The 25,741-nt window shown below is 69.2% G+C and carries 40 protein-coding genes; 39 read left to right on the top strand and 1 reads right to left on the bottom strand.

Annotated features, from left to right (window positions below; all coding sequences use genetic code 11):
• Positions 1 to 75 precede the first annotated feature (75 nt).
• The 39 genes from EAD96_RS26745 (at position 76) to truA (ending at position 24,820) form a co-directional block, all read left to right on the top strand.
• Positions 76 to 444, top strand: a complete 369-nt coding sequence (locus EAD96_RS26745; protein WP_199733312.1) for a hypothetical protein — start codon at positions 76 to 78, stop codon at positions 442 to 444.
• Between the two features lie 350 nt (positions 445 to 794).
• Complete coding sequence (locus tag EAD96_RS31275) at positions 795 to 1,166, top strand: hypothetical protein (RefSeq protein ID WP_199733314.1); 372 nt, start codon at positions 795 to 797, stop codon at positions 1,164 to 1,166.
• 499 nt (positions 1,167 to 1,665) lie between these two features.
• Positions 1,666 to 2,040, top strand: coding sequence for a 30S ribosomal protein S12 (gene rpsL / locus EAD96_RS26735; protein WP_007465318.1), 375 nt, complete (start codon positions 1,666 to 1,668; stop codon positions 2,038 to 2,040).
• A 1-nt stretch (position 2,041) separates the two neighbouring features.
• Positions 2,042 to 2,512, top strand: coding sequence for a 30S ribosomal protein S7 (gene rpsG, locus EAD96_RS26730; protein WP_013288637.1), 471 nt, complete (start codon positions 2,042 to 2,044; stop codon positions 2,510 to 2,512).
• A gap of 75 nt (positions 2,513 to 2,587) precedes the next feature.
• Entirely contained in the window at positions 2,588 to 4,684 is a 2,097-nt protein-coding gene (gene fusA / locus EAD96_RS26725) for an elongation factor G (RefSeq protein WP_013288636.1), read from the top strand.
• Between the two features lie 222 nt (positions 4,685 to 4,906).
• Positions 4,907 to 6,100 carry an elongation factor Tu gene (tuf, locus tag EAD96_RS26720; RefSeq protein WP_013288635.1) on the top strand — a complete coding sequence of 398 codons (1,194 nt, stop codon included), beginning with the start codon at positions 4,907 to 4,909 and terminating at the stop codon, positions 6,098 to 6,100.
• Positions 6,101 to 6,455: 355 nt separating this feature from the next.
• Entirely contained in the window at positions 6,456 to 6,764 is a 309-nt protein-coding gene (gene rpsJ, locus EAD96_RS26715; protein ID WP_007073037.1) for a 30S ribosomal protein S10, read from the top strand.
• 11 nt (positions 6,765 to 6,775) lie between these two features.
• Positions 6,776 to 7,441, top strand: a complete 666-nt coding sequence (gene rplC, locus EAD96_RS26710) for a 50S ribosomal protein L3 (RefSeq protein WP_120573086.1) — start codon at positions 6,776 to 6,778, stop codon at positions 7,439 to 7,441.
• Entirely contained in the window at positions 7,438 to 8,103 is a 666-nt protein-coding gene (gene rplD / locus EAD96_RS26705) for a 50S ribosomal protein L4 (RefSeq protein ID WP_120573087.1), read from the top strand. The genes rplC and rplD overlap by 4 nt, the downstream gene beginning before the upstream one ends.
• The gene (gene rplW, locus EAD96_RS26700; protein ID WP_013288632.1) at positions 8,100 to 8,402 is read left to right on the top strand and encodes a 50S ribosomal protein L23; all 303 of its coding nucleotides are present in this window, start codon (positions 8,100 to 8,102) and stop codon (positions 8,400 to 8,402) included. Before rplD ends, rplW begins: the two co-directional genes overlap by 4 nt.
• A gap of 12 nt (positions 8,403 to 8,414) precedes the next feature.
• A complete protein-coding gene (gene rplB / locus EAD96_RS26695; RefSeq protein ID WP_013288631.1) occupies positions 8,415 to 9,254 on the top strand; it encodes a 50S ribosomal protein L2 in 840 nt (279 codons plus the stop codon).
• Between the two features lie 12 nt (positions 9,255 to 9,266).
• Positions 9,267 to 9,548, top strand: a complete 282-nt coding sequence (rpsS, locus tag EAD96_RS26690) for a 30S ribosomal protein S19 (RefSeq protein WP_007073032.1) — start codon at positions 9,267 to 9,269, stop codon at positions 9,546 to 9,548.
• A 40-nt stretch (positions 9,549 to 9,588) separates the two neighbouring features.
• Positions 9,589 to 10,038: a 50S ribosomal protein L22 gene (gene rplV / locus EAD96_RS26685; RefSeq protein ID WP_013288630.1), complete on the top strand. Its 450-nt coding sequence runs from the start codon at positions 9,589 to 9,591 to the stop codon at positions 10,036 to 10,038.
• Positions 10,038 to 10,910, top strand: coding sequence for a 30S ribosomal protein S3 (rpsC, locus tag EAD96_RS26680; protein ID WP_047891645.1), 873 nt, complete (start codon positions 10,038 to 10,040; stop codon positions 10,908 to 10,910). The genes rplV and rpsC overlap by 1 nt, the downstream gene beginning before the upstream one ends.
• A 3-nt stretch (positions 10,911 to 10,913) precedes the next feature.
• Positions 10,914 to 11,339: a 50S ribosomal protein L16 gene (gene rplP / locus EAD96_RS26675; protein WP_007465292.1), complete on the top strand. Its 426-nt coding sequence runs from the start codon at positions 10,914 to 10,916 to the stop codon at positions 11,337 to 11,339.
• Positions 11,339 to 11,575 carry a 50S ribosomal protein L29 gene (gene rpmC, locus EAD96_RS26670; protein WP_013288628.1) on the top strand — a complete coding sequence of 79 codons (237 nt, stop codon included), beginning with the start codon at positions 11,339 to 11,341 and terminating at the stop codon, positions 11,573 to 11,575. Before rplP ends, rpmC begins: the two co-directional genes overlap by 1 nt.
• A complete protein-coding gene (rpsQ, locus tag EAD96_RS26665) occupies positions 11,572 to 11,847 on the top strand; it encodes a 30S ribosomal protein S17 (RefSeq protein ID WP_013288627.1) in 276 nt (91 codons plus the stop codon). The genes rpmC and rpsQ overlap by 4 nt, the downstream gene beginning before the upstream one ends.
• A 98-nt stretch (positions 11,848 to 11,945) precedes the next feature.
• A complete protein-coding gene (gene rplN, locus EAD96_RS26660; RefSeq protein ID WP_007073026.1) occupies positions 11,946 to 12,314 on the top strand; it encodes a 50S ribosomal protein L14 in 369 nt (122 codons plus the stop codon).
• Positions 12,311 to 12,631: a 50S ribosomal protein L24 gene (gene rplX / locus EAD96_RS26655; protein WP_013288626.1), complete on the top strand. Its 321-nt coding sequence runs from the start codon at positions 12,311 to 12,313 to the stop codon at positions 12,629 to 12,631. The genes rplN and rplX overlap by 4 nt, the downstream gene beginning before the upstream one ends.
• Entirely contained in the window at positions 12,631 to 13,200 is a 570-nt protein-coding gene (gene rplE, locus EAD96_RS26650) for a 50S ribosomal protein L5 (RefSeq protein WP_018784556.1), read from the top strand. The genes rplX and rplE overlap by 1 nt, the downstream gene beginning before the upstream one ends.
• Before the next feature lies 1 nt (position 13,201).
• On the top strand, positions 13,202 to 13,387 hold the full coding sequence (locus tag EAD96_RS26645; RefSeq protein WP_007073023.1) for a type Z 30S ribosomal protein S14: 186 nt from the start codon (positions 13,202 to 13,204) through the stop codon (positions 13,385 to 13,387).
• 98 nt (positions 13,388 to 13,485) lie between these two features.
• The gene (rpsH, locus tag EAD96_RS26640; protein ID WP_013288624.1) at positions 13,486 to 13,893 is read left to right on the top strand and encodes a 30S ribosomal protein S8; all 408 of its coding nucleotides are present in this window, start codon (positions 13,486 to 13,488) and stop codon (positions 13,891 to 13,893) included.
• A gap of 16 nt (positions 13,894 to 13,909) precedes the next feature.
• A complete protein-coding gene (gene rplF / locus EAD96_RS26635; protein ID WP_073828942.1) occupies positions 13,910 to 14,452 on the top strand; it encodes a 50S ribosomal protein L6 in 543 nt (180 codons plus the stop codon).
• Entirely contained in the window at positions 14,449 to 14,838 is a 390-nt protein-coding gene (gene rplR / locus EAD96_RS26630) for a 50S ribosomal protein L18 (RefSeq protein ID WP_030501605.1), read from the top strand. Before rplF ends, rplR begins: the two co-directional genes overlap by 4 nt.
• Positions 14,839 to 14,871: 33 nt before the next feature.
• The gene (gene rpsE, locus EAD96_RS26625) at positions 14,872 to 15,486 is read left to right on the top strand and encodes a 30S ribosomal protein S5 (RefSeq protein ID WP_013288621.1); all 615 of its coding nucleotides are present in this window, start codon (positions 14,872 to 14,874) and stop codon (positions 15,484 to 15,486) included.
• Positions 15,486 to 15,668: a 50S ribosomal protein L30 gene (rpmD, locus tag EAD96_RS26620; RefSeq protein WP_013473693.1), complete on the top strand. Its 183-nt coding sequence runs from the start codon at positions 15,486 to 15,488 to the stop codon at positions 15,666 to 15,668. The genes rpsE and rpmD overlap by 1 nt, the downstream gene beginning before the upstream one ends.
• On the top strand, positions 15,668 to 16,111 hold the full coding sequence (gene rplO / locus EAD96_RS26615; protein WP_091426377.1) for a 50S ribosomal protein L15: 444 nt from the start codon (positions 15,668 to 15,670) through the stop codon (positions 16,109 to 16,111). The genes rpmD and rplO overlap by 1 nt, the downstream gene beginning before the upstream one ends.
• A 235-nt stretch (positions 16,112 to 16,346) precedes the next feature.
• Complete coding sequence (gene secY / locus EAD96_RS26610; protein ID WP_120573088.1) at positions 16,347 to 17,675, top strand: preprotein translocase subunit SecY; 1,329 nt, start codon at positions 16,347 to 16,349, stop codon at positions 17,673 to 17,675.
• Complete coding sequence (locus EAD96_RS26605) at positions 17,676 to 18,329, top strand: adenylate kinase (RefSeq protein ID WP_013288618.1); 654 nt, start codon at positions 17,676 to 17,678, stop codon at positions 18,327 to 18,329.
• A 96-nt stretch (positions 18,330 to 18,425) separates the two neighbouring features.
• Positions 18,426 to 19,280, top strand: coding sequence for a type I methionyl aminopeptidase (map, locus tag EAD96_RS26600; RefSeq protein ID WP_121686186.1), 855 nt, complete (start codon positions 18,426 to 18,428; stop codon positions 19,278 to 19,280).
• 81 nt (positions 19,281 to 19,361) lie between these two features.
• Complete coding sequence (locus tag EAD96_RS26595) at positions 19,362 to 19,886, top strand: DUF1707 domain-containing protein (protein WP_121686185.1); 525 nt, start codon at positions 19,362 to 19,364, stop codon at positions 19,884 to 19,886.
• A gap of 232 nt (positions 19,887 to 20,118) precedes the next feature.
• Positions 20,119 to 20,340 (top strand): translation initiation factor IF-1, encoded by a 222-nt coding sequence (gene infA, locus EAD96_RS26590; protein WP_007073013.1) that lies wholly within the window; start codon positions 20,119 to 20,121, stop codon positions 20,338 to 20,340.
• A gap of 90 nt (positions 20,341 to 20,430) precedes the next feature.
• Entirely contained in the window at positions 20,431 to 20,544 is a 114-nt protein-coding gene (gene rpmJ, locus EAD96_RS26585; RefSeq protein ID WP_012184307.1) for a 50S ribosomal protein L36, read from the top strand.
• A 211-nt stretch (positions 20,545 to 20,755) separates the two neighbouring features.
• Entirely contained in the window at positions 20,756 to 21,136 is a 381-nt protein-coding gene (gene rpsM, locus EAD96_RS26580; RefSeq protein ID WP_013288614.1) for a 30S ribosomal protein S13, read from the top strand.
• Between the two features lie 18 nt (positions 21,137 to 21,154).
• Positions 21,155 to 21,562: a 30S ribosomal protein S11 gene (gene rpsK / locus EAD96_RS26575; RefSeq protein ID WP_013288613.1), complete on the top strand. Its 408-nt coding sequence runs from the start codon at positions 21,155 to 21,157 to the stop codon at positions 21,560 to 21,562.
• 14 nt (positions 21,563 to 21,576) lie between these two features.
• A complete protein-coding gene (gene rpsD / locus EAD96_RS26570) occupies positions 21,577 to 22,203 on the top strand; it encodes a 30S ribosomal protein S4 (protein WP_120573092.1) in 627 nt (208 codons plus the stop codon).
• Positions 22,204 to 22,298: 95 nt separating this feature from the next.
• Entirely contained in the window at positions 22,299 to 23,321 is a 1,023-nt protein-coding gene (locus EAD96_RS26565) for a DNA-directed RNA polymerase subunit alpha (RefSeq protein WP_007073009.1), read from the top strand.
• A gap of 34 nt (positions 23,322 to 23,355) precedes the next feature.
• Complete coding sequence (rplQ, locus tag EAD96_RS26560; RefSeq protein ID WP_013288611.1) at positions 23,356 to 23,916, top strand: 50S ribosomal protein L17; 561 nt, start codon at positions 23,356 to 23,358, stop codon at positions 23,914 to 23,916.
• A 70-nt stretch (positions 23,917 to 23,986) separates the two neighbouring features.
• The gene (truA, locus tag EAD96_RS26555) at positions 23,987 to 24,820 is read left to right on the top strand and encodes a tRNA pseudouridine(38-40) synthase TruA (protein ID WP_120573093.1); all 834 of its coding nucleotides are present in this window, start codon (positions 23,987 to 23,989) and stop codon (positions 24,818 to 24,820) included.
• A 7-nt stretch (positions 24,821 to 24,827) separates the two neighbouring features.
• On the opposite strand, the gene EAD96_RS26550 is transcribed toward truA, so the two are convergent.
• Positions 24,828 to 25,741 (bottom strand): hypothetical protein (locus EAD96_RS26550; RefSeq protein WP_233586183.1); only part of this gene is annotated, 914 nt, incomplete at its 5' end.

Below are 25,741 nucleotides of genomic sequence, written 5' to 3'. Positions count from 1 at the left end.
CCTCGTCGCGTCCGGAGTGCCGGGACCGGGTCCTTCCGTCGGGATGGACGGCCGGGTCGGGGCATGATGGAGGGCATGACGACCGTGCCCGGGCAGGCGCCCGTCGTGCCGCAGGCGTACCGCCATCCGCACGATCCGGAGCCGGTCCGCTCCACCAAGGCCCGCGCCGTCTTCGCGCTCGGGCTGATCGGCGCGCTCACCGGTCTGTTCCTCGGCGGCGCGGTGCCGGCCACGATCGCGCTCATGCTGGCCCGGCAGGCGCGCCGGGAGGCGTACGCCTCGGGTGGTTATCTCACCGGCGCGGACTGGCTGCGGCGCGGCGAGCAGATGGCGCGGACCGGGCTGGTGCTGACCGCCGCCGCCGTGGTCGCGGCGGTGGTGATCGGTGTGGTCCGTGCCGCGGACGCCTCGTTCGGCCACGACTTCGCGCCGAACTTCGACTGACCCGGTGGGGGAGCGGGCCCGCGCCCGCCCACCCGGGGGTGATCGGCGACGGTAGCCTGGCCGGTGTCCGTCGCGCGGCGGGCGCGTGTGGACAGGAGGACCCCGTGACGGAACCGGCTCCGCCGGGAGGCGACCCGACCCGCCCCGGGCCGTACCCGCCGGGTCCCGCGTCCGCGCCGGCGCACCAGGCGGGGCCGTACGTGTCGTACCCGGGGAATCCGCCGGCGCACGGCGGCGGGTGGCCGGTGCCGGCGAGCGCGCCCGGCCACGGCGGCTGGGGTCCGCACGCCGGCCCGGCGTTCCCGCCGCCGCCGGCCGAGGCGCCGCGGCCGCCGAAGCGGGTCGACGCGGTGCCGGGTACGCCGTTCGGTGTGGTCCACCTCGACGTGCCGCCGGTGACCTCGGGCCTGGCCATCGGGTCGCTCGTCGCCGGCATCGCCGCGATCCTGGTGTCGCTGCTGGTGTTGTGCGTGGGTCTCGCCGGCCGGAACGTCGGCGGAGCCTGGGCGGCCGGCGCGTTCACCGTGCTGGGCGCGCTGATCGGTGCCGGCGCGGTGGTGGCCGGGCTGCTCGCCCGGCGGCAGATCCGGCGGCCGGCGCCGCCGCCCGCGGTCCGGTTCACCGGCGGCCGCCTGGCCGTCGCGGGCATCTCCTGCGGCGCGGTGGGGGTGCTGTTCGGCCTGATCGGGCTCGCTCTGGCCCTGGTGGTGCAGATCACCTGAGCCCCTCGCCGCGACGCCTGCGGCCGGTGACCTGGGTTGAGCGGTATGTCCGGGTGTCCGAAGGCCGGGCGGTGTCGGGGCCGCCGGGTCGCGCGGCGGACGAGCCGGTACACTTGTCACCGTAGGTGCCCATCGTTGGCGCATCGGCGACCCGGAGACGGGCGGCGGACCGCGGAGCGGTCCTTCCCGACCCATCCGTTTTGACCGGCGCGGCTGTGGTAGGTACTCTTTCCCCTTGTGCCCGGGCCCGCCCGGGCAATGCGTGCGTGCGCTGGAACCGGTCAGCCGGTGATCGCGCGGTCGCACCACCAAGACCAGAACATCCGGTACGACGCGTCAGCGGCCGGCATCGGAACCGTGACTCGGGCGACACGCCCGACCGCGGGTGCTGGGGTGCCGTCAGGCGGCCCTGGTTGGAATGTAAGAGAGCCGCCCATCCGGACGGCTGGAGCAGACGGCGCGGTCGCCTCGCAGCGGCCGAAGGGAGCGGAGAAACCCGGTGCCCACCATTCAGCAGTTGGTCCGAAAGGGCCGTCAGGCCAAGACGACCAAGACCAAGACCCCGGCGCTCAAGGGGTCTCCCCAGCGGCGCGGCGTGTGCACCCGCGTGTACACCACCACCCCGAAGAAGCCGAACTCGGCGCTGCGCAAGGTCGCTCGTGTCAAGCTCAGCAGCCAGATCGAGGTGACCGCCTACATCCCGGGCGTCGGCCACAACCTCCAGGAGCACTCGATCGTGCTCGTGCGCGGCGGTCGTGTGAAGGACCTCCCCGGCGTGCGGTACAAGATCGTGCGCGGTTCGCTGGACACCCAGGGTGTCCGCAACCGCAAGCAGGCTCGCAGCCGCTACGGCGCGAAGAAGGAGAAGAGCTGACATGCCGCGTAAGGGACCCGCTCCGCGGAAGCCGCTGGTCGCTGACCCGGTGTACAACTCGCCCCTGGTCACCCAGCTGGTGAACAAGATCCTGCTGCGCGGCAAGCGTCAGCTCGCCGAGCGCATCGTGTACGCCGCCCTGGAGGGCTGCCGCGAGAAGTCCGGCACCGACCCCGTCGTCACGCTCAAGCGCGCGATGGACAACGTCAAGCCGACCCTCGAGGTGCGCAGCCGCCGTGTCGGTGGCGCCACCTACCAGGTTCCGGTCGAGGTCCGGCCGTCCCGTGCGACCACGCTCGGTCTGCGCTGGCTGGTGACCTACTCCCGGGCCCGGCGTGAGAAGACCATGGTCGAGCGGCTGATGAACGAGCTGCTGGACGCGAGCAACGGCCTCGGCGCCGCCGTCAAGCGGCGTGAGGACACGCACAAGATGGCCGAGTCCAACAAGGCCTTCGCGCACTACCGCTGGTAACACCTGAGGTTCCGGCGCCCACCGGCGCCGGAACCGCCACCAGTTGTGTCGAGACGACGATAAGTAGGGATTGAAGTGGCCGCCGCAGACGCGCTCGCCAACGTACGCAACATCGGCATCATGGCCCACATCGATGCCGGTAAGACCACTACCACCGAGCGAATCCTGTTCTACACCGGCATCACGTACAAGATCGGTGAGGTCCACGAGGGCGCCGCCGTCATGGACTGGATGGAGCAGGAGCAGGAGCGCGGTATCACCATCACTTCCGCCGCCACCAAGTGCGAGTGGAAGGGCCACACGATCCAGATCATCGACACGCCCGGCCACGTCGACTTCACGGTCGAGGTCGAGCGGTCGCTGCGTGTTCTGGACGGTGCGGTCGCGGTCTACGACGGCGTGGCCGGCGTGGAGCCCCAGACGGAGAACGTCTGGCGGCAGGCGGACAAGTACAACGTCCCCCGGATGTGCTTCGTCAACAAGCTCGACCGGACCGGCGCCGACTTCTTCCGCTGCGTGCAGATGATGATCGACCGGCTCAACGCCACCCCGCTGGTCCTCCAGATCCCGATCGGTGCCGAGTCCGACTTCATCGGCGTGGTCGACCTGGTCGAGATGCGTGCGCTGACCTGGCGCGGCGAGACCCAGAAGGGTGAGGACTACGCGGTCGAGGAGATCCCGGCCGACCTCGCCGACTCGGCCGCCGAGTGGCGCGAGAAGCTGATGGAGACCCTCGCCGACGTCGACGACTCGGTGATGGAGAAGTACCTCGAGGGCGAGGAGATCTCGGTCGACGAGATCAAGGCCGCCATCCGCCGGTCCACCATCGCCGGCAAGGCCAACCCGGTCCTCACCGGTACCGCCTTCAAGAACAAGGGCATCCAGCCGATGCTGGACGCGGTCGTCGCGTACCTGCCCTCGCCGCTGGACATCCCGGCGATCGAGGGTACGGCCACCGACGGCGAGACCCCGCTGCAGCGGAAGCCCTCGGTCTCCGAGCCGTTCTCCGGCCTGGCCTTCAAGATCCAGACCGACAAGCACCTCGGCAAGCTGACGTACGTCCGGATCTACTCCGGCACGCTCGAGTCCGGTTCTCAGGTGATCAACTCCACCAAGGACCGCAAGGAGCGGATCGGCAAGATCTACCAGATGCACGCCAACAAGCGGGAGGAGCGCAGCTCCGCCCAGGCCGGCGACATCATCGCGGTGCAGGGTCTGAAGCAGACCACCACCGGTGACACGCTGTGCGACCCGGCGAACCCGGTCATCCTGGAGTCGATGACCTTCCCGGAGCCGGTCATCGAGGTGGCCATCGAGCCGAAGACCAAGGCCGACCAGGAGAAGCTCAGCACCGCCATCCAGCGGCTGGCCGAGGAGGACCCGACCTTCCGCGTCAAGCTGGACGACCAGACCGGTCAGACGGTCATCTCCGGCATGGGCGAGCTGCACCTGGACATCCTGGTCGACCGGATGCGCCGCGAGTTCAACGTCGAGGCGAACATCGGTAAGCCGCAGGTGGCGTACCGCGAGACCATCCGCCGCAAGGTGGAGAAGGTCGAGTACACCCACAAGAAGCAGACCGGTGGTTCCGGCCAGTACGCCCGCGTGATCATCAGCGTGGAGCCGCTGCCGCTGGGCAACGACGCCCCGACGTACGAGTTCGCCAACGCCGTGACCGGTGGCCGCATCCCCCGGGAGTTCATCCCCTCGGTGGACGCGGGCGCGCAGGACGCCATGCAGTACGGCATCCTCGCCGGCTTCCCCCTGGTGGGCGTCAAGCTCACCCTGGTGGACGGCCAGTACCACGAGGTCGACTCGTCGGAAATGGCGTTCAAGATCGCCGGCTCGATGGCGATGAAGGAGGCGGCCCGCAAGGCCGACCCCGCTCTCCTCGAGCCGATGATGGCCGTTGAGGTCACCACTCCTGAGGAGAACATGGGTGACGTCATCGGCGACCTCAACTCCCGGCGTGGCATCATCCAGGCGATGGAGGAGCGCAGCGGCGCTCGCGTCGTCCGGGCCCTGGTGCCGCTGTCGGAGATGTTCGGCTACGTCGGCGACCTGCGGTCGAAGACCCAGGGCCGGGCTAGCTACAGCATGCAGTTCGACTCCTACGCCGAGGTTCCGAACTCGGTGGCCAAGGAGATCATCGCCAAGGCGACGGGTGAGTGACACTCACCCTCGGCTGATCCGATGACGCGAGGGCGGTCGCGGGAGGGTTCTCCCGCCCGCGGCCACCTCGATCGGGTTGCGTGAGACCGGGCCTGTAGGCTTCATCGCCGCAGAACCCACAAAAGCTCTCCGGCCTTCCGGCCGGAAAGGCTGTCGACAGAGTCCTAAGCGCCGCACGGCGCGCCGGGCGAACGAACCAAGAAAGTCCACAGGAGGACACCAGTGGCGAAGGCGAAGTTCGAGCGGACTAAGCCGCACGTCAACATCGGCACCATTGGTCACATCGACCACGGTAAGACGACGCTGACGGCGGCCATCACCAAGGTCCTGCACGACCAGTACCCGGACCTGAACCCGTACACGCCGTTCGACGAGATCGACAAGGCGCCGGAGGAGAAGGCCCGCGGCATCACGATCTCCATCGCGCACGTCGAGTACCAGACCGAGGCGCGTCACTACGCGCACGTCGACTGCCCCGGTCACGCCGACTACATCAAGAACATGATCACCGGTGCCGCGCAGATGGACGGCGCGATCCTGGTGGTGGCGGCGACCGACGGCCCGATGCCGCAGACCCGCGAGCACGTGCTGCTGGCCCGTCAGGTCGGTGTGCCGTACATCGTCGTGGCGCTCAACAAGAGCGACATGGTCGACGACGAGGAGCTCCTGGAGCTCGTCGAGCTCGAGGTCCGTGAGCTGCTCTCCTCGCAGGAGTACCCGGGTGACGACCTGCCGGTCGTCCGGGTCTCGGCGCTGAAGGCCCTGGAGGGCGACCCGGAGTGGACCGGGAAGCTCCTGGACCTGATGAACGCCGTGGACACCGCGATCCCGCAGCCGGAGCGCGAGACCGAGAAGCCGTTCCTCATGCCCATCGAGGACGTCTTCACCATCACCGGTCGCGGCACCGTGGTCACCGGTCGCGCCGAGCGCGGCATCCTCAAGCCGAACGAGGAGGTGGAGATCGTCGGCATCCGTGAGAAGTCGATGAAGACCACCTGCACCGGCATCGAGATGTTCCGCAAGCTGCTCGACGAGGCCCGCGCGGGTGAGAACGTCGGTCTGCTGCTGCGCGGCATCAAGCGCGAGGACGTCGAGCGCGGCATGGTCGTCATCAAGCCGGGCACCACCACCCCGCACACGGAGTTCGAGGCGACGGTCTACATCCTCTCCAAGGAGGAGGGCGGCCGGCACACCCCGTTCTTCCAGAACTACCGCCCGCAGTTCTACTTCCGGACCACGGACGTCACCGGCGTCGTCACGCTGCCCGAGGGCACCGAGATGGTCATGCCGGGCGACAACACCTCCATGACGGTGAAGCTGATCCAGCCCATCGCCATGGAGGAGAACCTGAAGTTCGCGATCCGCGAGGGTGGTCGTACGGTCGGCGCGGGTCGCGTCACCAAGATCATTAAGTGAGCTGGGTAACCCCGATTAGCGTTGCCGCCGGTCGTGCGGCATACTAGTCAGGTTGCGTAACGACAGTCGGTCACCTGCGTCCGGTTGACGCTGGACCTCCGGGAGTCAGACTGTCTCGCGTAGGGTGGTTGGCCGCCATCGGCGGTCAACCACCCTCGCGCGGCGTCCAGGTCGCGGTCCCCGCGATCGGCGCCATGACCCACCGCGTGGTCAGAGAATCGCTCCGGAGTCCCGGGGCGGAGCCTGGCCCACGGGCGCGACACGCCCGACCGCGGGGGTCGGCGGAAGTGGGCCTGTGCCAGCCGGTGCAGGCGCCCGCAACACAGCGGCATCGAGAGAAGGAACAGAAGCCACCATGGCGGGACAGAAGATCCGCATCCGGCTCAAGGCCTATGACCACGAGGTCGTCGACTCCTCGGCTCGGAAGATCGTCGAGACGGTGACGCGTACCGGGGCGCAGGTCGCTGGCCCGGTGCCGCTGCCCACGGAGATCAACCGTTTCTGCGTCATCCGCTCGCCGCACAAGTACAAGGACTCGCGCGAGCACTTCGAGATGCGTACGCACAAGCGTCTGATCGACATCATCGACCCGACCCCGAAGACGGTCGACTCGCTCATGCGCCTCGACCTGCCGGCTGGCGTCGACATCGAGATCAAGCTGTAGGGACCGGACAAATGGACAGGCAAGTCAAGGGGATCCTGGGCGCCAAGCTCGGCATGACCCAGGTCTGGGACAACAACAAGGTTGTGCCCGTGACCGTGGTTCAGGCCGGCCCGTGCGTCGTGAGCCAGGTTCGTAGCGCCGACAAGGACGGCTACTCCGCGGTCCAGCTGGCGTACGGGGTCATCGACCCGCGCAAGGTCAAGAAGCCGGTAGCCGGCCACTACGCCAAGGCGGACGTCGCGCCGCGCCGGCACATCGTCGAGCTGCGCACCTCCGACGCCGCGGACTACGCGCCGGGCCAGGAGGTCACGGTCGAGGAGTTCCCGGCCGGCGTCGTGATCGACGTGACCGGCAAGACCAAGGGCAAGGGCTACGCCGGCCCGATGAAGCGGCACGGCTTCCACGGTCTGCGTGCCAGCCACGGTGTCGAGCGCAAGCACCGCTCGCCCGGCTCGATCGGCGCCTGCGCGACCCCGGGTCGCGTCTTCAAGGGCACCCGGATGGCGGGCCGGATGGGTGGCGTGCGCTACACCGTCCAGAACCTGACCGTCCAGGCGGTCGACACCGAGAACAACCTCCTGCTCGTCCGCGGCGCCATCCCGGGCCCGAAGGGCGCGCTGGTCCTGGTCCGCACTGCGGCCAAGGCGAAGGTGAAGAAGGGCGGTGCGGCCAAGTGACCACCGTTGACGTGATCAACGTCGAAGGCGCCAAGAGCGGCTCCGTGGAGCTGCCGGCCGACATCTTCGACGCGCAGGCCAACATCGCCCTGATGCACCAGGTCGTGGTGGCCCAGCTCGCGGCGGCCCGCCAGGGTACGCACAAGACGAAGACCCGCGGCGAGGTCTCCGGTGGAGGCAAGAAGCCGTACAAGCAGAAGGGCACCGGTCGTGCCCGCCAGGGCTCGACCCGCGCGCCGCAGTTCGCCGGCGGTGGCGTGGTCCACGGCCCGGTGCCGCGCGACTACAGCCAGCGCACCCCGAAGAAGATGAAGGCCGCCGCCCTGCGTGGCGCCCTCTCCGACCGGGCCCGCGCCGGCCAGGTGCACGTCGTCGAGGCGTTCGTCTCGGGTGAGAAGCCGTCCACCAAGGCGGCCCTGGCCACGCTGACCAAGCTGACCCAGGCCCGTCGGGTCCTGGTCGTGCTGAGCAGCACCGACGAGCTGAACTGGGTGTCGCTGCGGAACCTGCGCAACACGCAGGACAGCCGGGTGCACCTGATCGAGGCCGGCCAGCTCAACACCTACGACGTGCTGGTGGCCGACGACGTGGTCTTCACCAAGGAGGCCCTGGACGAGTTCCTGGGCGTTCCCGCCGAGACCACCGAGGAGGATGGCAAGTGAGCACGATCGCCGATCCGCGTGACGTCATCGTCGCGCCGGTCGTCTCGGAGAAGAGCTACAGCGAGCTGAACCGCAACTGGTACACCTTCCTGGTGCACCCGGACGCCAACAAGACCGAGATCAAGATCGCTATCCAGCAGATCTTCAACGTCCGCGTCCTGACGGTCAACACGCTCAACCGCGAGGGCAAGCGCAAGCGGACCCGTACCGGGTTCGGCAAGCGCAAGGACACCAAGCGCGCGATGGTGAAGCTGGCTGACGGTGACCGTATCGAGGCCTTCGGCGGCCCGGTCAGCTGAGGGGTGTAGACAATGGCTATCCGTAAGTACAAGCCGACGACGCCGGGCCGGCGTGGCTCGAGCGTTGCCGACTTCGCCGAGATCACCCGGTCGACGCCCGAGAAGTCGCTGCTGGCTCCGCTGCCGAAGAAGGGCGGACGCAACGCCCACGGCCGGATCACCACGCGGCACCACGGTGGCGGCCACAAGCGCCAGTACCGTCTGATCGACTTCAAGCGGGTCGACAAGGACGGCGTGCCGGCGAAGGTCGCCCACATCGAGTACGACCCGAACCGCACCGCGCGCATCGCGCTGCTGCACTACGCCGACGGCGAGAAGCGCTACATCATCGCGCCGAAGGACCTGAAGCAGGGCGACCGCGTCGAGTCCGGTCCGGGCGCCGACATCAAGCCGGGCAACAACCTGCCGCTGCGCAACATCCCGGTCGGTACCACCATCCACAACGTGGAGCTGCGTCCGGGCGGCGGCGCCAAGCTGGCCCGCTCGGCCGGCGTCGGCATCCAGCTGCTCGGCCGTGAGGGCGCGTACGCGACCCTGCGTATGCCGTCCGGTGAGATCCGGCGTGTGGACGTGCGCTGCCGCGCCAGCATCGGCGAGATCGGCAACGCCGACCAGTCGAACATCAACTGGGGTAAGGCCGGCCGTATGCGGTGGAAGGGCAAGCGCCCGACCGTCCGTGGTGTCGCGATGAACCCGGTCGACCACCCGCACGGTGGTGGTGAGGGTAAGACCTCCGGTGGTCGCCACCCGGTCAACCCGCAGGGTAAGCCCGAGGGCCGCACCCGTCGTAAGGGCCAGCCGAGCGACCGGCTGATCGTCCGCCGCCGCTACGCCACGCGTAAGCGCGGCTGAGGGAGATAAGACATGCCTCGCAGCCTGAAGAAGGGCCCGTTCGTCGACGACCACCTGCTCAAGAAGGTGGAGACGCAGAACGACAAGGGCTCGAAGAACGTCATCAAGACCTGGTCGCGGCGCTCGACGATCATCCCGGAGATGCTGGGTCACACGATCGCCGTGCACGACGGACGCAAGCACGTCCCGGTTTTCGTGACCGAGGCCATGGTCGGGCACAAGCTCGGCGAGTTCGCGCTGACCCGCACGTTCAAGGGTCACGAGAAGGACGACCGGAAGAGCCGCCGGCGCTGACGCCGCGGGCATACGGATAGAGGAACAAGGGGTTACAGCGATGCCAGGAAAGGGCGACGCTCCGGTGCTTCCGGGCGCGCGGGCGGTTGCGCGGCACGTGCGCATCTCGCCGATGAAGGCGCGCCGGGTGGTCAACCTCGTCCGCGGCCTGCCCGCGAAGGAGGCGCTCACGGTGCTGCAGTTCGCGCCGCAGGCTGCGAGCGAGCAGGTGTACAAGGTGCTCGCGAGCGCGATCGCCAACGCGGAGAACAACGAGCGGCTGGACCCCGACGCGCTGCTCGTCAGTGAGGCGTTCGTCGACGAGGGCCCGACCATGAAGCGGTTCCGGCCGCGGGCGCAGGGCCGGGCGTACCGGATCCGCAAGCGCACCTGCCACATCACCGTGGCGGTCGAGGCGGTTGCGGCGGCCACGCCGAAGAAGTCGGCGAAGAAGGCCGCTCCGGCCAAGCCGGCCGCTGAGGAGCAGAGCACGACGGAGGGTGCCGAGTAATGGGTCAGAAGGTTCACCCGACCGGGTTCCGGCTCGGCATCTCGACCGACTGGAAGTCCCGCTGGTTCGCGGACAAGCTCTACAAGGACTACATCGGCGAGGATGTCAAGATCCGCCGGATGATGTCCAAGGGCCTCGAGCGCGCCGGCATCTCCAAGGTCGACATCGAGCGCACCCGTGACCGGGTCCGCGTCGACATCCACACCGCCCGGCCGGGCATCGTCATCGGCCGTAAGGGTGCGGAGGCCGACCGGATCCGCGGCGAGCTGGAGAAGCTCACCGGCAAGCAGGTCCAGCTGAACATCATCGAGGTGAAGAACCCCGAGTCGGACGCGCAGCTGGTCGCCCAGGGCGTCGCCGAGCAGCTGTCCAGCCGGGTCAGCTTCCGTCGGGCCATGCGCAAGGCGATGCAGTCCGCGATGAAGAACCCCGCCTGCAAGGGCATCCGGGTTCAGGTCTCGGGCCGTCTGGGCGGCGCCGAGATGAGCCGGACCGAGTTCTACCGCGAGGGCCGGGTTCCGCTGCACACGCTGCGGGCCAACATCGAGTACGGCTTCTTCGAGGCCCGTACCACCTTCGGCCGGATCGGCGTGAAGGTCTGGATCTACAAGGGCGACGCCGTCCCGGGCCGCGAGGCCCCGGCCGAGGCCGCCCCGTCGCGCGGCCCGCGCCGCGACCGTGGCGACCGGCCGGACCGGCCGCGCCGTGGCCGCTCGGGCTCGTCCGGTACGACCGCCGGTGGCACCGAGGCCGGCCGGGCTGCCGCGACCACCATCGCGCAGCAGGCGGAGACGCCGGCCGGTGAGCCGGTCGACAGCAGCGCTGTCGCCGCAGCCGCGACCCAGCCGGCAGAAACGCAGCAGGAGGGCTGACAGATGCTGATGCCGCGCAAGCCCCCGAAGGGCTTCCGCAAGCCGCACCACCCGGACCGCAGTGGCGCGTCCAAGGGTGGTAACCGGGTGGTGTTCGGCGAGTTCGGGATCCAGGCTCTCGAGCCGGCGTACGTGACCAACCGCCAGATCGAGTCGGCGCGTATCGCGATGACCCGCCACATCAAGCGTGGCGGCAAGGTCTGGATCACGATCTTCCCGGACCAGGCCCTCACCAAGAAGCCGGCCGAGACCCGGATGGGTTCCGGTAAGGGTTCGCCCGAGTGGTGGGTCGCCAACGTGAAGCCGGGGCGGGTTCTCTTCGAGATGTCCTTCCCCAACGAGCAGATCGCGCGAGAGGCGATGCGTCGCGCGATCCACAAGCTCCCGATGAAGTGCCGCATTGTTACGCGCGAAGTGGGTGAATCCTGATGGCAGCGGGCGTCAAGCCCTCCGAGCTGCGTGAGCTCTCCGAGGAGGAGCTGGTCACGAAGTTGCGCGAGGCGAAGGCGGAGCTGTTCAACCTCCGCGTGCAGGCCGCAACCGGGCAGCTGGACAACAACCGGCGGCTGCAGGTCATCCGTCGGGAGATCGCCCGGATCTACACGATCATGCGTGAGCGTGAGCTGGGTCTCTCGGCCGCGCCGACTGAGGTGACTGCATCATGAGTGAGAACACCACCGCCCCCGCGCGGTCCCGCCGCAAGGTCCGCGAGGGCCTCGTGGTCAGCGACAAGATGGACAAGACCGTCGTGGTCGAGGTCGAGGACCGCGTCAAGCACGCGCTGTACGGCAAGATCATGCGCCGTACGAGCAAGCTGAAGGTGCACGACGAGCAGAACTCGGCCGGCATCGGCGACCGGGTCCTGATCATGGAGACCCGGCCGCTGTCCGCCACCAAGCGCTGGCGGCTCGTGGAGATCCTCGAGAAGGCCAAGTAGCGAAGGCTCGAGCTCGGCCGGGTCTCGGTCGGGCGCAGGTTCCGCCAGGCTCCGGCCGCCCCGAGCGGCCGGAGAACCGGCAGACATAGGAGATAGACGTGATTCAGCAGGAGTCGCGACTGCGCGTCGCCGACAACACGGGTGCCCGGGAGATCCTGTGCATCCGGGTGCTCGGCGGCTCCGGTCGGCGCTACGCGAGCATCGGCGACGTCATCGTGGCGACCGTCAAGGACGCGATCCCCGGTGCCGGTGTGAAGAAGGGCGACGTCGTCAAGGCCGTCGTCGTTCGGACCGCCAAGGAGAAGCGGCGGCCGGACGGGTCGTACATCCGCTTCGACGAGAACGCCGCCGTCATCATCAAGGACGGTGGGGACCCGCGCGGTACCCGTATCTTCGGCCCGGTGGGCCGGGAGCTGCGGGACAAGCGGTTCATGAAGATCATCTCTCTCGCGCCGGAGGTGTTGTGACCGTGAAGGTCAAGAAGGGCGACACGGTCGTCGTCATCGCCGGCAAGGACAAGGGTGCCAAGGGCAAGGTCATCGCGGCCTACCCGCGGCAGGACAAGGTCCTGGTCGAGGGCGTGAACCGGGTCAAGAAGCACACCCGTATCAGCACCACCCAGCGTGGCGCCAAGACCGGTGGCATCGTCACCCAGGAGGCCCCGATCCACGTCTCGAACGTGATGGTCCTGGACTCCGACGGCAAGCCGACCCGCGTCGGCTACCGGATCGACGACAACGGCCAGAAGGTCCGCATCGCGCGTAGCACCGGTAAGGACCTCTGATGACCACGGCTACCGAAACCAAGACCCTGCCGCGCCTCAAGGAGCGGTACCGCAACGAGGTGGTGGCCGAGCTGCAGAAGCAGTTCGAGTTCGCCAACCCGATGCAGGTGCCGCGGCTGGTCAAGATCGTCGTCAACATGGGTGTCGGCGAGGCCGCTCGCGACGCCAAGCTGATCGACGGGGCCGTCCGCGACCTGGCCACCATCACCGGCCAGAAGCCGCAGGTCCGGCGGGCCACCAAGTCCATCGCGCAGTTCAAGCTCCGCGAGGGCATGCCGATCGGCGCGAAGGTCACCCTTCGCGGCGACCGGATGTGGGAGTTCCTGGACCGGCTGCTCTCGATCGCGCTGCCGCGTATCCGTGACTTCCGCGGCCTGGACGGGCGCAAGCTCGACGGGCACGGCAACTACACGTTCGGCCTGACCGAGCAGTCGGTGTTCCACGAGATCGATCAGGACAAGATCGATCGCCAGCGGGGCATGGACATCACGGTGGTCACGACCGCCACGACCGACGACGAGGGCCGGGCGCTGCTCAAGCTCCTGGGCTTCCCGTTCAAGGAGAACTGAGATGGCCAAGAAGGCGCTGATCCTCAAGGCGGCCGCGAAGCCGAAGTTCTCGGTTCGCGCGTACACCCGCTGCCAGCGGTGCGGGCGTCCGAAGGCGGTCTACCGCAAGTTCGGTCTCTGCCGGGTGTGCATCCGGGAGATGGCCCACCGCGGTGAGCTGCCCGGCGTGTCCAAGGCTTCCTGGTAATAGCCCGGCGCGCTCCGGCGCGTCAGCTGAACTGTCTCTTCGCCGTAGGCCCCGGGCCTGGCCCGGGGAACCCCGGCGAGAAAGGTTGACGAGTTTTCATGACGATGACCGACCCGATCGCAGACATGCTCACGCGTCTGCGTAACGCCAACCAGGCGTACCACGACCGGGTGACGATGCCCTACTCGAAGATCAAGGCGAACATCGCCGAGGTCCTCAAGGCCGAGGGTTACATCGCCACCTGGTCGGTCGAGGAGCCCGAGGAGGGCGCCGTCGGCAAGCGACTGGTCGTCGAGCTGAAGTACGGCCAGAACCGCGAGCGGAGCCTGGCCGGCATCAAGCGCGTGTCCAAGCCCGGTCTCCGGGTGTACGCCAAGTCGGACGGGCTCCCGCGGGTGCTCGGCGGGCTGGGCGTGGCGATCATTTCGACGTCCCAGGGGCTGCTCACCGACCGGCAGGCCCGCAAGCGGAGCGTTGGCGGGGAAGTCCTCGCCTTCGTCTGGTAACGGGAGACAGGTAGAAATGTCGCGTATTGGACGTAAGTCGATCCCGGTGCCTGCCGGCGTCGACATCACGATCGACGGCCGGACCGTCAAGGTCAAGGGCCCCAAGGGCGAACTGAGCCACGTGCTGGCCGAGCCGATCACGGCGGAGCGGGGCGAGGACGGCGAGCTGCACGTCAACCGGCCCAACGACGAGCGCAAGGCCAAGGAGCTGCACGGCCTGAGCCGTACGCTGGTGGCCAACATGATCGTCGGTGTCACCGAGGGCTACCGCAAGAGCCTGGAGATCGCCGGCACCGGTTACCGCGTGACCGCCAAGGGCAAGGACCTGGAGTTCGCGCTCGGGTTCTCGCACCCGGTCCTGGTGCAGGCGCCGGACGGCATCACCTTCACGGTCGAGAAGCCGACGCTGTTCCACGTGGCCGGCATCGACAAGCAGCAGGTCGGCGAGGTCGCCGCCAACATCCGGAAGATCCGTCCGCCGGAGCCCTACAAGGGCAAGGGCGTGAAGTACCAGGGCGAGGTCATCCGCCGCAAGGCTGGAAAGGCAGGTAAGAAGTGAGCGCCACGCTGCTCAAGCGCCGCCGCGGCGTCGCCGCCAAGCGTGCCGTCGGGCGTGCGCGTCGGCACTTCCGGGTCCGCAAGAACGTCAGCGGCACCGCCGAGCGTCCCCGCCTCGTCGTCACCCGCTCCCTGCGGCACATGGTGGCCCAGGTCGTGGACGACACCAAGGGTCACACCCTGGCGTCGGCCTCGACCATGGACGCCTCGCTGCGCGGCGCCGAGGGCGACAAGAGCGCCCTGGCCGGCAAGGTCGGCGCCCTGCTCGCCGAGCGTGCCAAGGCCGCCGGCGTCTCGAAGGTCGTCTTCGACCGCGGTGGCAACCGGTACGCGGGGCGTGTCGCCGCGCTTGCCGACGCCGCCCGCGAAGCCGGGCTCGAGTTCTAGAAACCCCGTCACGAGAGAGAAGGAAGGCTGCTGATGCCAGGTCAACAGCGCCGTGGCGGCGGGTCCGGTGGCAACGAGGGTGGTCGCCGCGACAACCGCCGTGAGGGCGGCCGCGGAAACGCGCCCGTCGAGAAGACCCCGCACCTCGAGCGGGTCGTCGCGATCAACCGCGTCGCCAAGGTCGTGAAGGGTGGTCGTCGCTTCAGCTTCACCGCCCTGGTGATCGTGGGCGACGGCGACGGCACCGTCGGTGTGGGCTACGGAAAGGCCAAGGAGGTGCCCGCGGCGATCGCCAAGGGTGTCGAGGAGGCCAAGAAGCACTTCTTCAAGGTGCCGCGGATCGGTCAGTCGATCCCGCACCCGGTCACGGGCGAGGACGCTGCCGGTGTGGTGCTGCTCAAGCCGGCTTCCGCCGGTACGGGCGTCATCGCCGGTGGTCCGGTGCGTGCCGTGCTGGAGTGCGCGGGCATCCACGACGTGCTCTCCAAGAGCCTCGGCTCGTCCAACCCGATCAACATCGTGCACGCCACGGTGGCGGCCCTGAAGGGGCTCGAGTCCCCGGAGCAGGTCGCGGCCCGTCGTGGTCTGCCGGTCGAGGACGTCGCGCCGGCCGCCATGCTGGCGTCGCGGGCGGGGGTGGCGTCCTGATGGCACGCCTGAAGGTCACCCAGGTCCGGTCCGAGATCGGGACCAAGAAGAACCAGCGTGACTCGCTGCGTTCCCTCGGTCTCAAGCGGATCAACGACGTGGTGGTCAAGGAGGACCGGCCGGAGATCCGCGGCATGATCTTCACGGTCAACCACCTCGTGAAGGTCGAGGAGGTCGAGTAATGACGATCAAGGTGCACCACCTGCGTCCGGCTCCGGGTGCCAAGACCGACAAGACCCGTGTGGGTCGCGGTGAGGGCTCGAAGGGCAAGACCGCCGGTCGCGGTACCAAGGGTTCGAAGGCCCGGAAGAACATCTCGCCGGCGTTCGAGGGTGGGCAGATGCCCATCCACATGCGCCTGCCGAAGATGAAGGGCTTCAAGAACAAGTTCAAGGTCGTGTTCCAGGTGGTCAACCTGGACCGCCTGGCCGAGCTGTTCCCGAACGGCGGCCAGATCGGCCCGGTCGAGCTGGTCGAGGCCGGCGCGGTCCGCAAGGGTCACCCGGTCAAGGTGCTCGGCACCGGCGACCTCGGTGGCGTGTCTCTCCAGGTCTCGGCGCACGCGTTCAGCGCGTCGGCCAAGGAGAAGATCACCGCCGCCGGTGGCTCGGTCACCGAGCTGTAAGGCGATGTCCACGGCGCCCGCTCAGTTGTTCGCAACTGGGCGGGCGCCATGGTCTACCGGCCACGTGTGCGCCGGGTAACATCGGATTCGTTTTATGTAGCCGGGCACATCTGCCCGGACCGGGATCGGACTGTTAGAGTCCGTTCCCAGCCATGGATACCGGGCATGCCGCCCGGCACCACCCCGCCCCGCCAGGATTCGTCACCGGCGGCCCGCGTCGCGCAGGAGGAAGAAGTTGCTGTCCGCCTTTCTCAGTGCGTTCCGTACGCCTGACCTGCGCAAGAAGCTGCTGTTCACAGTAGGCATCATCGCGGTCTACCGGTTGGGCGCCACGCTGCCCAGCCCGGGCGTCTCGTACGGCAACGTGCAGAAGTGCCTCGACACGATCCAGGGTGGCAGCACGGGTGTGCTCAACCTGCTGGATCTGTTCTCCGGTGGCGCGCTGCTCCAGCTCTCGGTCTTCGCGCTGGGCATCATGCCCTACATCACCGCGTCGATCATCCTGCAGCTGCTGACGGTGGTGATCCCGCGCCTGGAGCAGCTCCGCAAGGAGGGCCAGGCCGGGCAGGCCAAGATCACGCAGTACACCCGCTACCTGACGCTGGGCCTGGGTGTCCTCCAGGCGTCGGCGTTCGTGGCGCTGGCCCGCTCCGGGCAGCTGTTCAACAACCAGTGCGACCAGTTCCCGATCGTGCCCGAGGGCACCGGCATCCCGAACTGGCTGACCCTGGGCATCCTGGTCATGACCATGACCGCCGGCACCGGCGTGGTGATGTGGCTCGGTGAGCTGATCACCGACCGGGGCGTCGGCAACGGCATGTCCGTGCTGATCTTCACCTCGATCGCGGCCCGCCTCCCCAGCGAGGGCTGGAAGATCAAGACCACCAAGGGCTGGGGGATGTTCCTCCTCGTCATCGCTCTGGTGCTGGTGGTCATCACCGCTGTCACGTTCATCGAGCAGGCGCAGCGCCGGATCCCGGTGCAGTACGCCAAGCGCATGATCGGCCGGCGGATGTACGGCGGCACGTCGACCTACATCCCGCTGAAGGTGAACCAGGCGGGTGTCATCCCGGTCATCTTCGCCTCGTCGCTGCTCTACCTGCCGCAGCTCGCGCTCCAGTTCTTCGATCAGAACGACCCGGGCAAGGTCCAGGCGTGGATCCAGAACCACATCGTGAAGGCGAGCGCGCCGGAGCACATCGCGATCTACTTCCTGCTGATCATCTTCTTCACGTACTTCTACGTGTCGATCACGTTCAACCCGACCGAGGTCGCGGACAACATGAAGAAGTACGGCGGCTTCGTGCCGGGCATCCGCCCCGGCAAGCCGACCGCCGAGTACCTCGACTTCATCCTCAGCCGGATCACCCTGCCGGGCGCGCTCTACCTGGGCATCGTCGCGATCCTGCCGAACTTCTTCTTCATCTGGCTCGACAACCAGCAGTTCCAGAACTTTCCGTTCGGCGGCACCGCTGTGCTCATCATGGTCGGCGTCGGTCTGGAGACCGTGAAGCAGATCGAGAGCCAACTCATGCAGCGGAACTACGAAGGGTTCCTGCGGTAGATGCGACTCGTTCTGGTTGGCCCGCCGGGCGCGGGCAAAGGCACACAGGCGGAGTTCGTCGCCGCGCACCTCTCGGTGCCGAAGATCTCGACCGGTGACATCTTCCGGGCGAACGTCTCCCAGGGCACGCCGCTGGGCGTCGAGGCCAAGCGGTACATGGACGCAGGCAAGCTGGTCCCGGACGAGGTCACCATCAACATGGTGCGGGACCGGCTCGCCGAGCCGGACGCGAGCGAGGGCTTCCTGCTCGACGGCTTCCCGCGGACCACGCCGCAGGCCGCCGCGCTGGACAAGCTCCTCGCCGACCTCGGCACCGCGCTGGACCTGGTGCTGGAGCTGGTCGTCGACGACGACGAGGTGATCCGGCGCCTGTCCGGCCGGCGCACCTGCCGCGGCTGCGGCAAGATCTGGCACGTCGAGTTCGACTCGCCGAGCCGGGAGGGCGTCTGCGACCGCTGCGGCGCGGAGCTGTTCCAGCGGGACGACGACAAGCCGGAGACCATCGCCGCCCGGCTGCGGGAGTACGCCGAGAAGACCGCGCCGTTGGTCGACTACTACGGCGCCCAGGGCAAGCTGGTGGGCATCGACGCGACCGGCCCGGTGGAGGACGTCACCGTCCGCGCCATCGACGCGCTGCGCTCGTACGGCGGCTGAGGTCCCCCCGCCACCCGGCGGATAGAGTGCGAACAGCGGGGTACGTGCGACGTGCCCCGCTGCTCCGCGTACGCGTAACGAAAGGTAAACACCACCATGCGCCGTCCCCAGCTGGACATCCAGCTGAAGACCCCCGAGCAGATCGAGCTGATGCGGGCCGCGGGTCTGGTCGTCGCCCGTGCCCTGCGCCGGATGCGCGAGGCGGTGGCGCCGGGCGTGTCGACGGCCGACCTGGACGCGATCGCCGAGTCGACCATCCGCGAGGCCGGCGCCGTGCCGTCGTTCAAGGGCTACCACGGCTTCCCGGCGTCGATCTGCTCCTCGGTCAACCAGCAGGTGGTGCACGCCATCCCATCGCCCGCGCAGGTGCTGCGCGAGGGCGACCTGATCTCGATCGACTGCGGCGCGGTGCTGGACGGCTGGCACGGCGACGCGGCCGTCACGGTGCCGGTCGGCGAGGTCGACCCGGCGCTGCTGAAGATGACGGCGGTGGCCGAGGACGCCATGTGGGCCGGGATCGCGGCGGCGGCGCGGGGTGCCGCCTCCGGCAGGGGCCGGCTCACCGACATCTCCCACGCGGTCGAGACCGCGGTCCGTAAGGGCGGCCGGTACGGCATCGTCGACGGCTACGGCGGCCACGGCATCGGCACCGAGATGCACCAGGACCCGCACGTGCTCAACCACGGCCGCCCCGGCAAGGGCCCGCGCCTGGTGCCCGGCCTGGCGCTCGCCATCGAGCCGATGATCACCATGGGCTCGCCGCGTACCGTCGAGCTGTCCGACGGCTGGACCGTGGTGACCCGGGACGGGTCGATGGCGGTGCACGTGGAGCACTCGATGGCGCTGCTGGACGACGGCGTGTGGGTGCTCACGGCCGAGGACGGCGGACGGGGCCGTCTGGGTGACCTGGTGACCGCCCGGCAGACGTCCGTCGACTCTCCGGCGGTCTGAGCGGGCTGCCCCGTACCCGGTCGAGTGCTGCCGCCTTGGCGATCGGGTGCCATGCTTGTCCCCATGGATGAGCGCAACCGGATGCGGGCGGCCGACGCGGACCGGGAGGCCACCGCGGAACGACTCCGGGTGGCGCTGGCCGAAGGCCGGCTCGACCTGGGCGAGTACGACGACCGGCTGCGGCAGGCGTACGGCGCCAAGACCTACGGCGAGCTGGACGAGTTGTTGACCGATCTGCCCGGTCCCCGGCCGGCGGAGAACTCCCTGCCGGCTCCGCGCGCGACCGGGAAGAGCGGGGTGGCCGAGCCGGGCCGGACGGCCGTCAGCGCGCGTAACGCCTGGCTGCTGGGGGTCTGGGGCCCCTGGCTGAAGGTGGCCCTGATCCTCAGCGCGATCTGGTTCGTCTCCCAGCTCGGTGAGGGTGAGTTCGAGTTCGACGACTACTGGCCGATCTGGGTGCTCGGCCCGTGGGGCGCCGTGGTGCTCTACCAGACGATCCAGGGGCTGGCCCACGGGGCGCCGGAGCACGACGCCGAGCGCCGGCGGCGCAAGCAGGTCGAGCGGGAGGCCCGCCGGCGGGCGAAGCGGGAGCTGCCGGAGACGTGACCTGCGTCATATCCGGGCCGTCCGGGTGACCGTCGCGCCGGTCGGTTTGGCGAGCACGTACGGGTCGGCGTACACTTTTGGATCGGCGCACAGCGTCCACTCCGCCATGCCCACCCAGCGCTTCGGTGGGAGTCGGAGCCGCGGCTGGCGCGGGTTTCCTGATCTTGGTCAGTTCACCCGTGTAAGACGTTGTGAGCCGTCCGGAGCAACCGACGTCAGGACAGCGGAGGACATGCCGAAAAAAGACGGAGCAATCGAGATCGAGGGTCGGGTCATCGAGCCCCTGCCGAACGCCATGTTCCGGGTGGAGCTCGCGAACGGCCACAAGGTGCTCGCTCACATCAGCGGCAAGATGCGGCAGCACTACATCCGCATCCTGCCGGAGGACCGGGTCGTCGTCGAACTCTCGCCGTACGACCTGACCCGCGGGCGCATCGTCTACCGCTACAAGTAAGCCTGACGGCGGCCGGGAGACCCGTGTCCGTCTTCGACGTCCGGATCGCGCACCGCCGCGGCTCCGGGCCAGATGGGAAGTAAGGCAACCGTGAAGGTCAAGCCGAGCGTCAAGAGGATCTGCAACAAGTGCCGGGTGATCCGCCGGCACGGCCGGGTCATGGTCATCTGCACCGACCCGCGCCACAAGCAGCGCCAGGGCTGACGCCCCACACATCACCAGCTCGTCCCAGCCGCGGTCGGGTGCGCAGCGCGTACCCCCTCGTGGTTGACCCCCGGTCGGAGGCCGGGGCCCGCTCGGGCAGCGACCGATCCCGGTCGCCGGCGTTCTTGACGCCGGAAGGACAGGGACGGCCGGTAGCGGGGTGGGACGGGTCCACACCTCCGCCACAACATCACGAGGAGTACGCCCGCACATGGCACGTCTAGTCGGCGTGGATCTCCCCCGCGAGAAGCGGATGGAGATCGCGCTCACCTACATCTTCGGGGTCGGTCGTACCCGCGCCCTGGAGACGCTCGCCGCGACCGGCATCTCGCCGGACAAGCGCGTTCGGGACCTCACGGACGAGGAGCTCGTCGAGCTCCGGAACCACATCGAGGGCAACTACAAGGTTGAAGGCGACCTGCGCCGCGAGGTCGCCGCTGACATCCGCCGCAAGGTCGAGATCGGCTGCTACGCCGGTATCCGGCACCGTCGCGGTCTGCCCGTGCGTGGCCAGCGCACCAAGACCAACGCGCGGACCCGGAAGGGCCCGAAGCGGACCGTGGCCGGCAAGAAGAAGCCCGGCAAGAAGTAACTAGGAGCGCACAGACTTATGCCACCGAAGGCTCGTGCCGGAGCCGCCGTCAAGAAGGTCCGGCGCAAGGAACGCAAGAACGTCGCCCACGGGCAGGCGCACATCAAGAGCACCTTCAACAACACCATCGTGTCCATCACGGACCCGACCGGTGCGGTCATCTCCTGGGCCTCCTCCGGCCAGGTCGGCTTCAAGGGCTCCCGCAAGTCGACTCCGTTCGCCGCGCAGCTCGCCGCCGAGGCCGCCGCGCGCCGCGCGATGGAGCACGGCATGCGCAAGGTCGACGTGTTCGTCAAGGGCCCCGGCTCCGGCCGGGAGACCGCCATCCGTTCGCTGCAGGCAGTGGGCCTCGAGGTCGGGCAGATCTCCGACGTCACGCCGCAGCCGCACAACGGCTGCCGTCCGCCGAAGCGTCGCCGGGTCTGAGAGGTTAGAGAGAGATGGCTCGTTACACCGGTGCTGACTGCCGCCGTTGCCGGCGGGAGAAGATGAAGCTGTTCCTCAAGGGCAGCAAGTGCGATGGTCCGAAGTGCCCGTTCGAGTCCCGGCCGTTCCCGCCCGGGCAGCACGGCCGCGGCCGCACGAAGGAGACGGAGTACCTGCTCCAGCTCCGTGAGAAGCAGAAGGCCCGTCGTGTCTACGGCGTGCTGGAGAAGCAGTTCCGCGGCTACTACGAAGAGGCCGTGAGCAAGGAGGCCAAGACCGGCGAGGTTCTGCTGCAGATCCTCGAGTCGCGGCTGGACAACGTGGTCTACCGGGCCGGCTACGCCAGCTCCCGGGACATGGCCCGCCAGCTGGTCAAGCACGGCCACTTCACGGTGAACGGCAAGAAGGTCGACATCCCGTCGTACCGCGTCAAGGAGCACGACATCATCGAGGTCCGGGGCAAGAGCAAGGAGCTCACCCCGTTCCTGGTGGCGCAGGCTCAGGCCGGTTCGCGGTCGGTTCCGGCGTGGCTGGAGGCCATCCCGAGCCAGATGAAGATCCTCGTGCACTCGCTCCCGGCCCGCCAGGTGATCGACACCCAGGTCCAGGAGCAGCTGATCGTCGAGCTCTACTCCAAGTAAGGGCTCGTTGCGGTGGCCCGTCCTTCCGGGCGGGCCACCGGAACAGTTGTGTCGTGGGCGTCAAATAGCGGGCGCCCCGGAAGAGAAGAGAAAAGATGCTCATCAGCCAGCGACCGTCTCTCTCCGAAGAGTCGATCAACGAGACCCGCTCCCGGTTCACCATCGAGCCGCTGGAGCCCGGCTTCGGTTACACGCTGGGCAACTCGCTCCGGCGTACGCTGCTGTCCTCCATCCCGGGTGCGGCGGTCACCTCGATCAAGATCGACGGTGTGCTGCACGAGTTCACCACGATCCCCGGGGTCAAGGAGGACGTGGTCGAGCTCGTCATGAACATCAAGGAGCTGTGCGTCAGCTCCGAGCACGACGAGCCGGTCAGCATGTACCTGCGCAAGCAGGGCCCGGGCGACGTGACCGCCGGTGACATCCAGCCCCCGGCCGGTGTCTCGGTGCACAACCCGGACCTGAAGCTCGCCACCCTCAACGGCAAGGGCCGGCTCGACATGGAGCTGACCGTCGAGCGGGGTCGCGGCTACGTCACGGCGGCGCAGAACAAGCAGGCGGGCGCCGAGATCGGCCGGATCCCGGTCGACTCGATCTACTCGCCGGTGCTCAAGGTGACGTACCGGGTCGAGGCGACCCGCGTCGAGCAGCGGACCGACTTCGACCGGCTGATCATCGACGTCGAGACCAAGCCGTCGATGGGCCCGCGTACCGCGCTGGCCTCGGCCGGCTCGACGCTGGTGGAGCTGTTCGGGCTCGCCCGGGAGCTGGACGAGACCGCCGAGGGCATCGACATCGGGCCGTCCCCGCAGGACGCCCAGCTGGCGGCGGACCTGGCCCTGCCGATCGAGGAGCTGGACCTCACCGTCCGCTCCTACAACTGCCTCAAGCGCGAGGGCATCAACTCCGTTGGTGAGCTCATCGGGCGTACCGAGGCCGACCTCCTCGACATCCGCAACTTCGGTCAGAAGTCGATCGACGAGGTCAAGATGAAGCTCGCCGGGATGGGCCTGGGGCTGAAGGACTCGGCTCCGAACTTCGACCCGGCGCACGTCGTGGACGCCTTCGGCGAGGCGGACTACGACACCGACGACTACCGCGAGACCGAGCAGCTCTAGTCCGCGCTGCCGCCACACCTGAGGAGCACCAAGCATGCCCACGCCCACCAAGGGCCCCCGCCTCGGCGGCAGCCCCGCGCACGAGCGGCTGATGCTGGCCAACCTGGCCACTGCGCTGTTCCAGCACGGCAAGATCCAGACCACCGAGACGAAGGCCCGGCGGCTGCGTCCGCTGGCCGAGCAGCTCATCACCAAGGCCAAGCGCGGCGACCTCGCCTCGCGCCGCCGCGTGCTGGGCGTCGTCAAGGACAAGGACGTGGTCTACGCCCTGTTCGACCAGATCGCGCCCCGGTACGCCAACCGCAACGGTGGCTACACCCGGATCGTGAAGACCGGTCCGCGCAAGGGTGACGCCGCTCCGATGGCGATCATCGAGCTGGTGGAGGAGCTTCAGGTCGCCGAGCCGAAGGCGAACAAGAAGACCGCCGCCCGCAAGGCCGCCCAGCAGGACAAGGTCGAGGCCCTGGCCCCGGCCGAGGAGACCCCGCGCTCCAGCGCCGGTGACCAGGACGCCGAGGCGCCGGTCTCCGCGTCGGGTGACACCGCCGCCGCCCGTGAGGACAGCGACGAGGCCACCGAGAACGACAAGGCCTGAGATCAGGCTCGACCGGGCCCGGCATCCCCTCGGGGGTGCCGGGCCCGTCGCCGTCGACAGGAGGTACGAGGTGGACGAGCGGACCCGGCTGCGGCTGGACGTCTCGTACGACGGCACCGACTTCTCCGGCTGGGCGCCCCAGCCGACCCGGCGCACAGTGGCCGGCGTGCTCATGCAGACGCTGGACCTGGTGCTCGGCGCGGGCACGGCGACCGGCCTGACAGTGGCCGGGCGTACCGACGCCGGCGTGCACGCCACCGGGCAGGTCTGCCACCTCGACCTGCCCGCCGCGGTGTGGCGGGAGCACGAGGGGCGGTTGCTGCGGCGGCTGGCCCGGCTCCTGCCGCCGGACGTGCGGGTCCGCGCGATGACCGAGGTGCCCGCCGACTTCGACGCCCGCTTCTCGGCCACGTTCCGGCGCTACGAGTACCGGGTCACCGACGCCCCGTGGGGCGCCGAGCCGCTGCGTCGCGGGGACACCCTGGCCTGGCCGAAGCCGCTGGATCTGGCGGCGCTCAACGCCTCCGCCGCCGGACTGGTGGGCGAGCACGACTTCGCCGCGTACTGCCGGCGCAAGGAGAACGCGACCACGCTGCGCGAGGTGACCCGGCTGGACTGGCGGCGCGACCCGGACGGGATCCTGGTCGCCACCGTGCAGGCCGACGCGTTCTGCCAGAACATGGTGCGCAGCCTGGTCGGGGCGATGCTGGTGGCGGGCGACGGGCGGCGTCCGGTCCAGTGGCCGGCCGGCCTGCTGACCCGGCGCGAGCGCTCCAGCGAGGTGACAGTGGCGCCCGCGCACGGCCTCGCCCTGGTCGAGGTGGGCTACCCGGCCGACCCGGCCGAGTACGCCCGCCGCGCCGAGGAGACCCGCCGGTTGCGGGTGCCGGTGGCCGAGGGCTGAGCCCGGCTCAGTCCGTGCCCCGCTGACCGGCGCTGTCCCCGGCCGAGTCCGCGTCGGGCTGCCCGGCCGTGCCGGCGGCCGCACGACGGTCCAGCACACCCCGGTTGAGGTGCAGCTCGACCAGGTCGTACATGATCTCGCGGGCGGTCGCGTCGTCGCTCGGGATGCGTTCCCCGTCGGCGCGGGTGACCAGGCAGAAGGCGACGTAGTGTCCGCGTACCTGCCAGGCGACCCGGGCGGCGGCTTTCTCCACCGACTCGGTGCCGTCGCCCGCCGCCATGCCGCGGAACCGTCCCTGGCGCGCGTCGAGCAGCGGCCGGATGCGGTCGCGTACCCGCTGGGCGGTGGCCACGTCGGTGAGGTTGAACAGACCGGCGGTGATCAGGTGGTCGCCGTCGGGGGAGCGGAGCGTGCCCCGCACGACCTGGTTGCAGCCGAGCCGGGTCAGCAGCTCGGCGATCTCGCCGGTGGCCGCGACCTGGCACTTCGTGCTGGCCTGGGTCTTGAGCACCCGGTAGGCCGGCTTCCCGTCGGTGATCACGAGATCCTTGGCCGGGAAGACCTCCTTGGCGGTGAGCGCCGCCTGGTCGGTGTCCCGGGAGTCCAGGTCGGTGCCGACGGACGGGGTGCTCGACTCGGTCGGCTGCGGCGTCGCCTGGCCGGCCGGCGGTGTGGCGGTGCGTTCGTCGAGCAGGGCCGCGACGGCCAGGCCGGTGAGCGAGAGCAGGAGCAGTACGGCGGCGCCGCCGACGAGCGTCTGCCAGAACCGGCCGCCGCCGCGGCGCTCGGCGCGCCGGGTCCGGGGCAGCTCGGAGACGTCGGCGGCGCGGGCGGTCGGGCTGGCCGGGATCGGCACCGTCGGCCGGTTCGCCACCGCCGGTACGGGTGCCGGCGCGGGCGGCGCGGGCTGCGGCACGGGGG

Origin of the sequence: Micromonospora sp. BL1, assembly GCF_003667485.1 — a bacterium.
GTDB classification, from domain to species: Bacteria; Actinomycetota; Actinomycetes; order Mycobacteriales; family Micromonosporaceae; genus Micromonospora; species Micromonospora tulbaghiae.
The sequence above is the reverse complement of the archived record's forward strand: the minus strand, read 5'-3'. Positions and strand labels throughout refer to the sequence as shown.

What these genes read in the sequence shown, in the direction of transcription:
- EAD96_RS26745 (WP_199733312.1), top strand. Translation starts at nt 76, where the DNA reads ATGACGACCGTGCCCGGGCAGGCGCCCGTCGTGCCGCAGGCGTACCGC.
- rpsG (WP_013288637.1), top strand. Translation starts at nt 2,042, where the DNA reads ATGCCGCGTAAGGGACCCGCTCCGCGGAAGCCGCTGGTCGCTGACCCG.
- rpsJ (WP_007073037.1), top strand. Translation starts at nt 6,456, where the DNA reads ATGGCGGGACAGAAGATCCGCATCCGGCTCAAGGCCTATGACCACGAG.
- rplC (WP_120573086.1), top strand. Translation starts at nt 6,776, where the DNA reads ATGGACAGGCAAGTCAAGGGGATCCTGGGCGCCAAGCTCGGCATGACC.
- rplB (WP_013288631.1), top strand. Translation starts at nt 8,415, where the DNA reads ATGGCTATCCGTAAGTACAAGCCGACGACGCCGGGCCGGCGTGGCTCG.
- rpsS (WP_007073032.1), top strand. Translation starts at nt 9,267, where the DNA reads ATGCCTCGCAGCCTGAAGAAGGGCCCGTTCGTCGACGACCACCTGCTC.
- rplV (WP_013288630.1), top strand. Translation starts at nt 9,589, where the DNA reads ATGCCAGGAAAGGGCGACGCTCCGGTGCTTCCGGGCGCGCGGGCGGTT.
- rpsC (WP_047891645.1), top strand. Translation starts at nt 10,038, where the DNA reads ATGGGTCAGAAGGTTCACCCGACCGGGTTCCGGCTCGGCATCTCGACC.
- rplP (WP_007465292.1), top strand. Translation starts at nt 10,914, where the DNA reads ATGCTGATGCCGCGCAAGCCCCCGAAGGGCTTCCGCAAGCCGCACCAC.
- rpmC (WP_013288628.1), top strand. Translation starts at nt 11,339, where the DNA reads ATGGCAGCGGGCGTCAAGCCCTCCGAGCTGCGTGAGCTCTCCGAGGAG.
- rpsQ (WP_013288627.1), top strand. Translation starts at nt 11,572, where the DNA reads ATGAGTGAGAACACCACCGCCCCCGCGCGGTCCCGCCGCAAGGTCCGC.
- rplE (WP_018784556.1), top strand. Translation starts at nt 12,631, where the DNA reads ATGACCACGGCTACCGAAACCAAGACCCTGCCGCGCCTCAAGGAGCGG.
- EAD96_RS26645 (WP_007073023.1), top strand. Translation starts at nt 13,202, where the DNA reads ATGGCCAAGAAGGCGCTGATCCTCAAGGCGGCCGCGAAGCCGAAGTTC.
- rpsH (WP_013288624.1), top strand. Translation starts at nt 13,486, where the DNA reads ATGACGATGACCGACCCGATCGCAGACATGCTCACGCGTCTGCGTAAC.
- rplF (WP_073828942.1), top strand. Translation starts at nt 13,910, where the DNA reads ATGTCGCGTATTGGACGTAAGTCGATCCCGGTGCCTGCCGGCGTCGAC.
- rpsE (WP_013288621.1), top strand. Translation starts at nt 14,872, where the DNA reads ATGCCAGGTCAACAGCGCCGTGGCGGCGGGTCCGGTGGCAACGAGGGT.
- rpmD (WP_013473693.1), top strand. Translation starts at nt 15,486, where the DNA reads ATGGCACGCCTGAAGGTCACCCAGGTCCGGTCCGAGATCGGGACCAAG.
- rplO (WP_091426377.1), top strand. Translation starts at nt 15,668, where the DNA reads ATGACGATCAAGGTGCACCACCTGCGTCCGGCTCCGGGTGCCAAGACC.
- EAD96_RS26605 (WP_013288618.1), top strand. Translation starts at nt 17,676, where the DNA reads ATGCGACTCGTTCTGGTTGGCCCGCCGGGCGCGGGCAAAGGCACACAG.
- map (WP_121686186.1), top strand. Translation starts at nt 18,426, where the DNA reads ATGCGCCGTCCCCAGCTGGACATCCAGCTGAAGACCCCCGAGCAGATC.
- EAD96_RS26595 (WP_121686185.1), top strand. Translation starts at nt 19,362, where the DNA reads ATGCGGGCGGCCGACGCGGACCGGGAGGCCACCGCGGAACGACTCCGG.
- infA (WP_007073013.1), top strand. Translation starts at nt 20,119, where the DNA reads ATGCCGAAAAAAGACGGAGCAATCGAGATCGAGGGTCGGGTCATCGAG.
- rpsM (WP_013288614.1), top strand. Translation starts at nt 20,756, where the DNA reads ATGGCACGTCTAGTCGGCGTGGATCTCCCCCGCGAGAAGCGGATGGAG.
- rpsK (WP_013288613.1), top strand. Translation starts at nt 21,155, where the DNA reads ATGCCACCGAAGGCTCGTGCCGGAGCCGCCGTCAAGAAGGTCCGGCGC.
- rpsD (WP_120573092.1), top strand. Translation starts at nt 21,577, where the DNA reads ATGGCTCGTTACACCGGTGCTGACTGCCGCCGTTGCCGGCGGGAGAAG.
- EAD96_RS26565 (WP_007073009.1), top strand. Translation starts at nt 22,299, where the DNA reads ATGCTCATCAGCCAGCGACCGTCTCTCTCCGAAGAGTCGATCAACGAG.
- rplQ (WP_013288611.1), top strand. Translation starts at nt 23,356, where the DNA reads ATGCCCACGCCCACCAAGGGCCCCCGCCTCGGCGGCAGCCCCGCGCAC.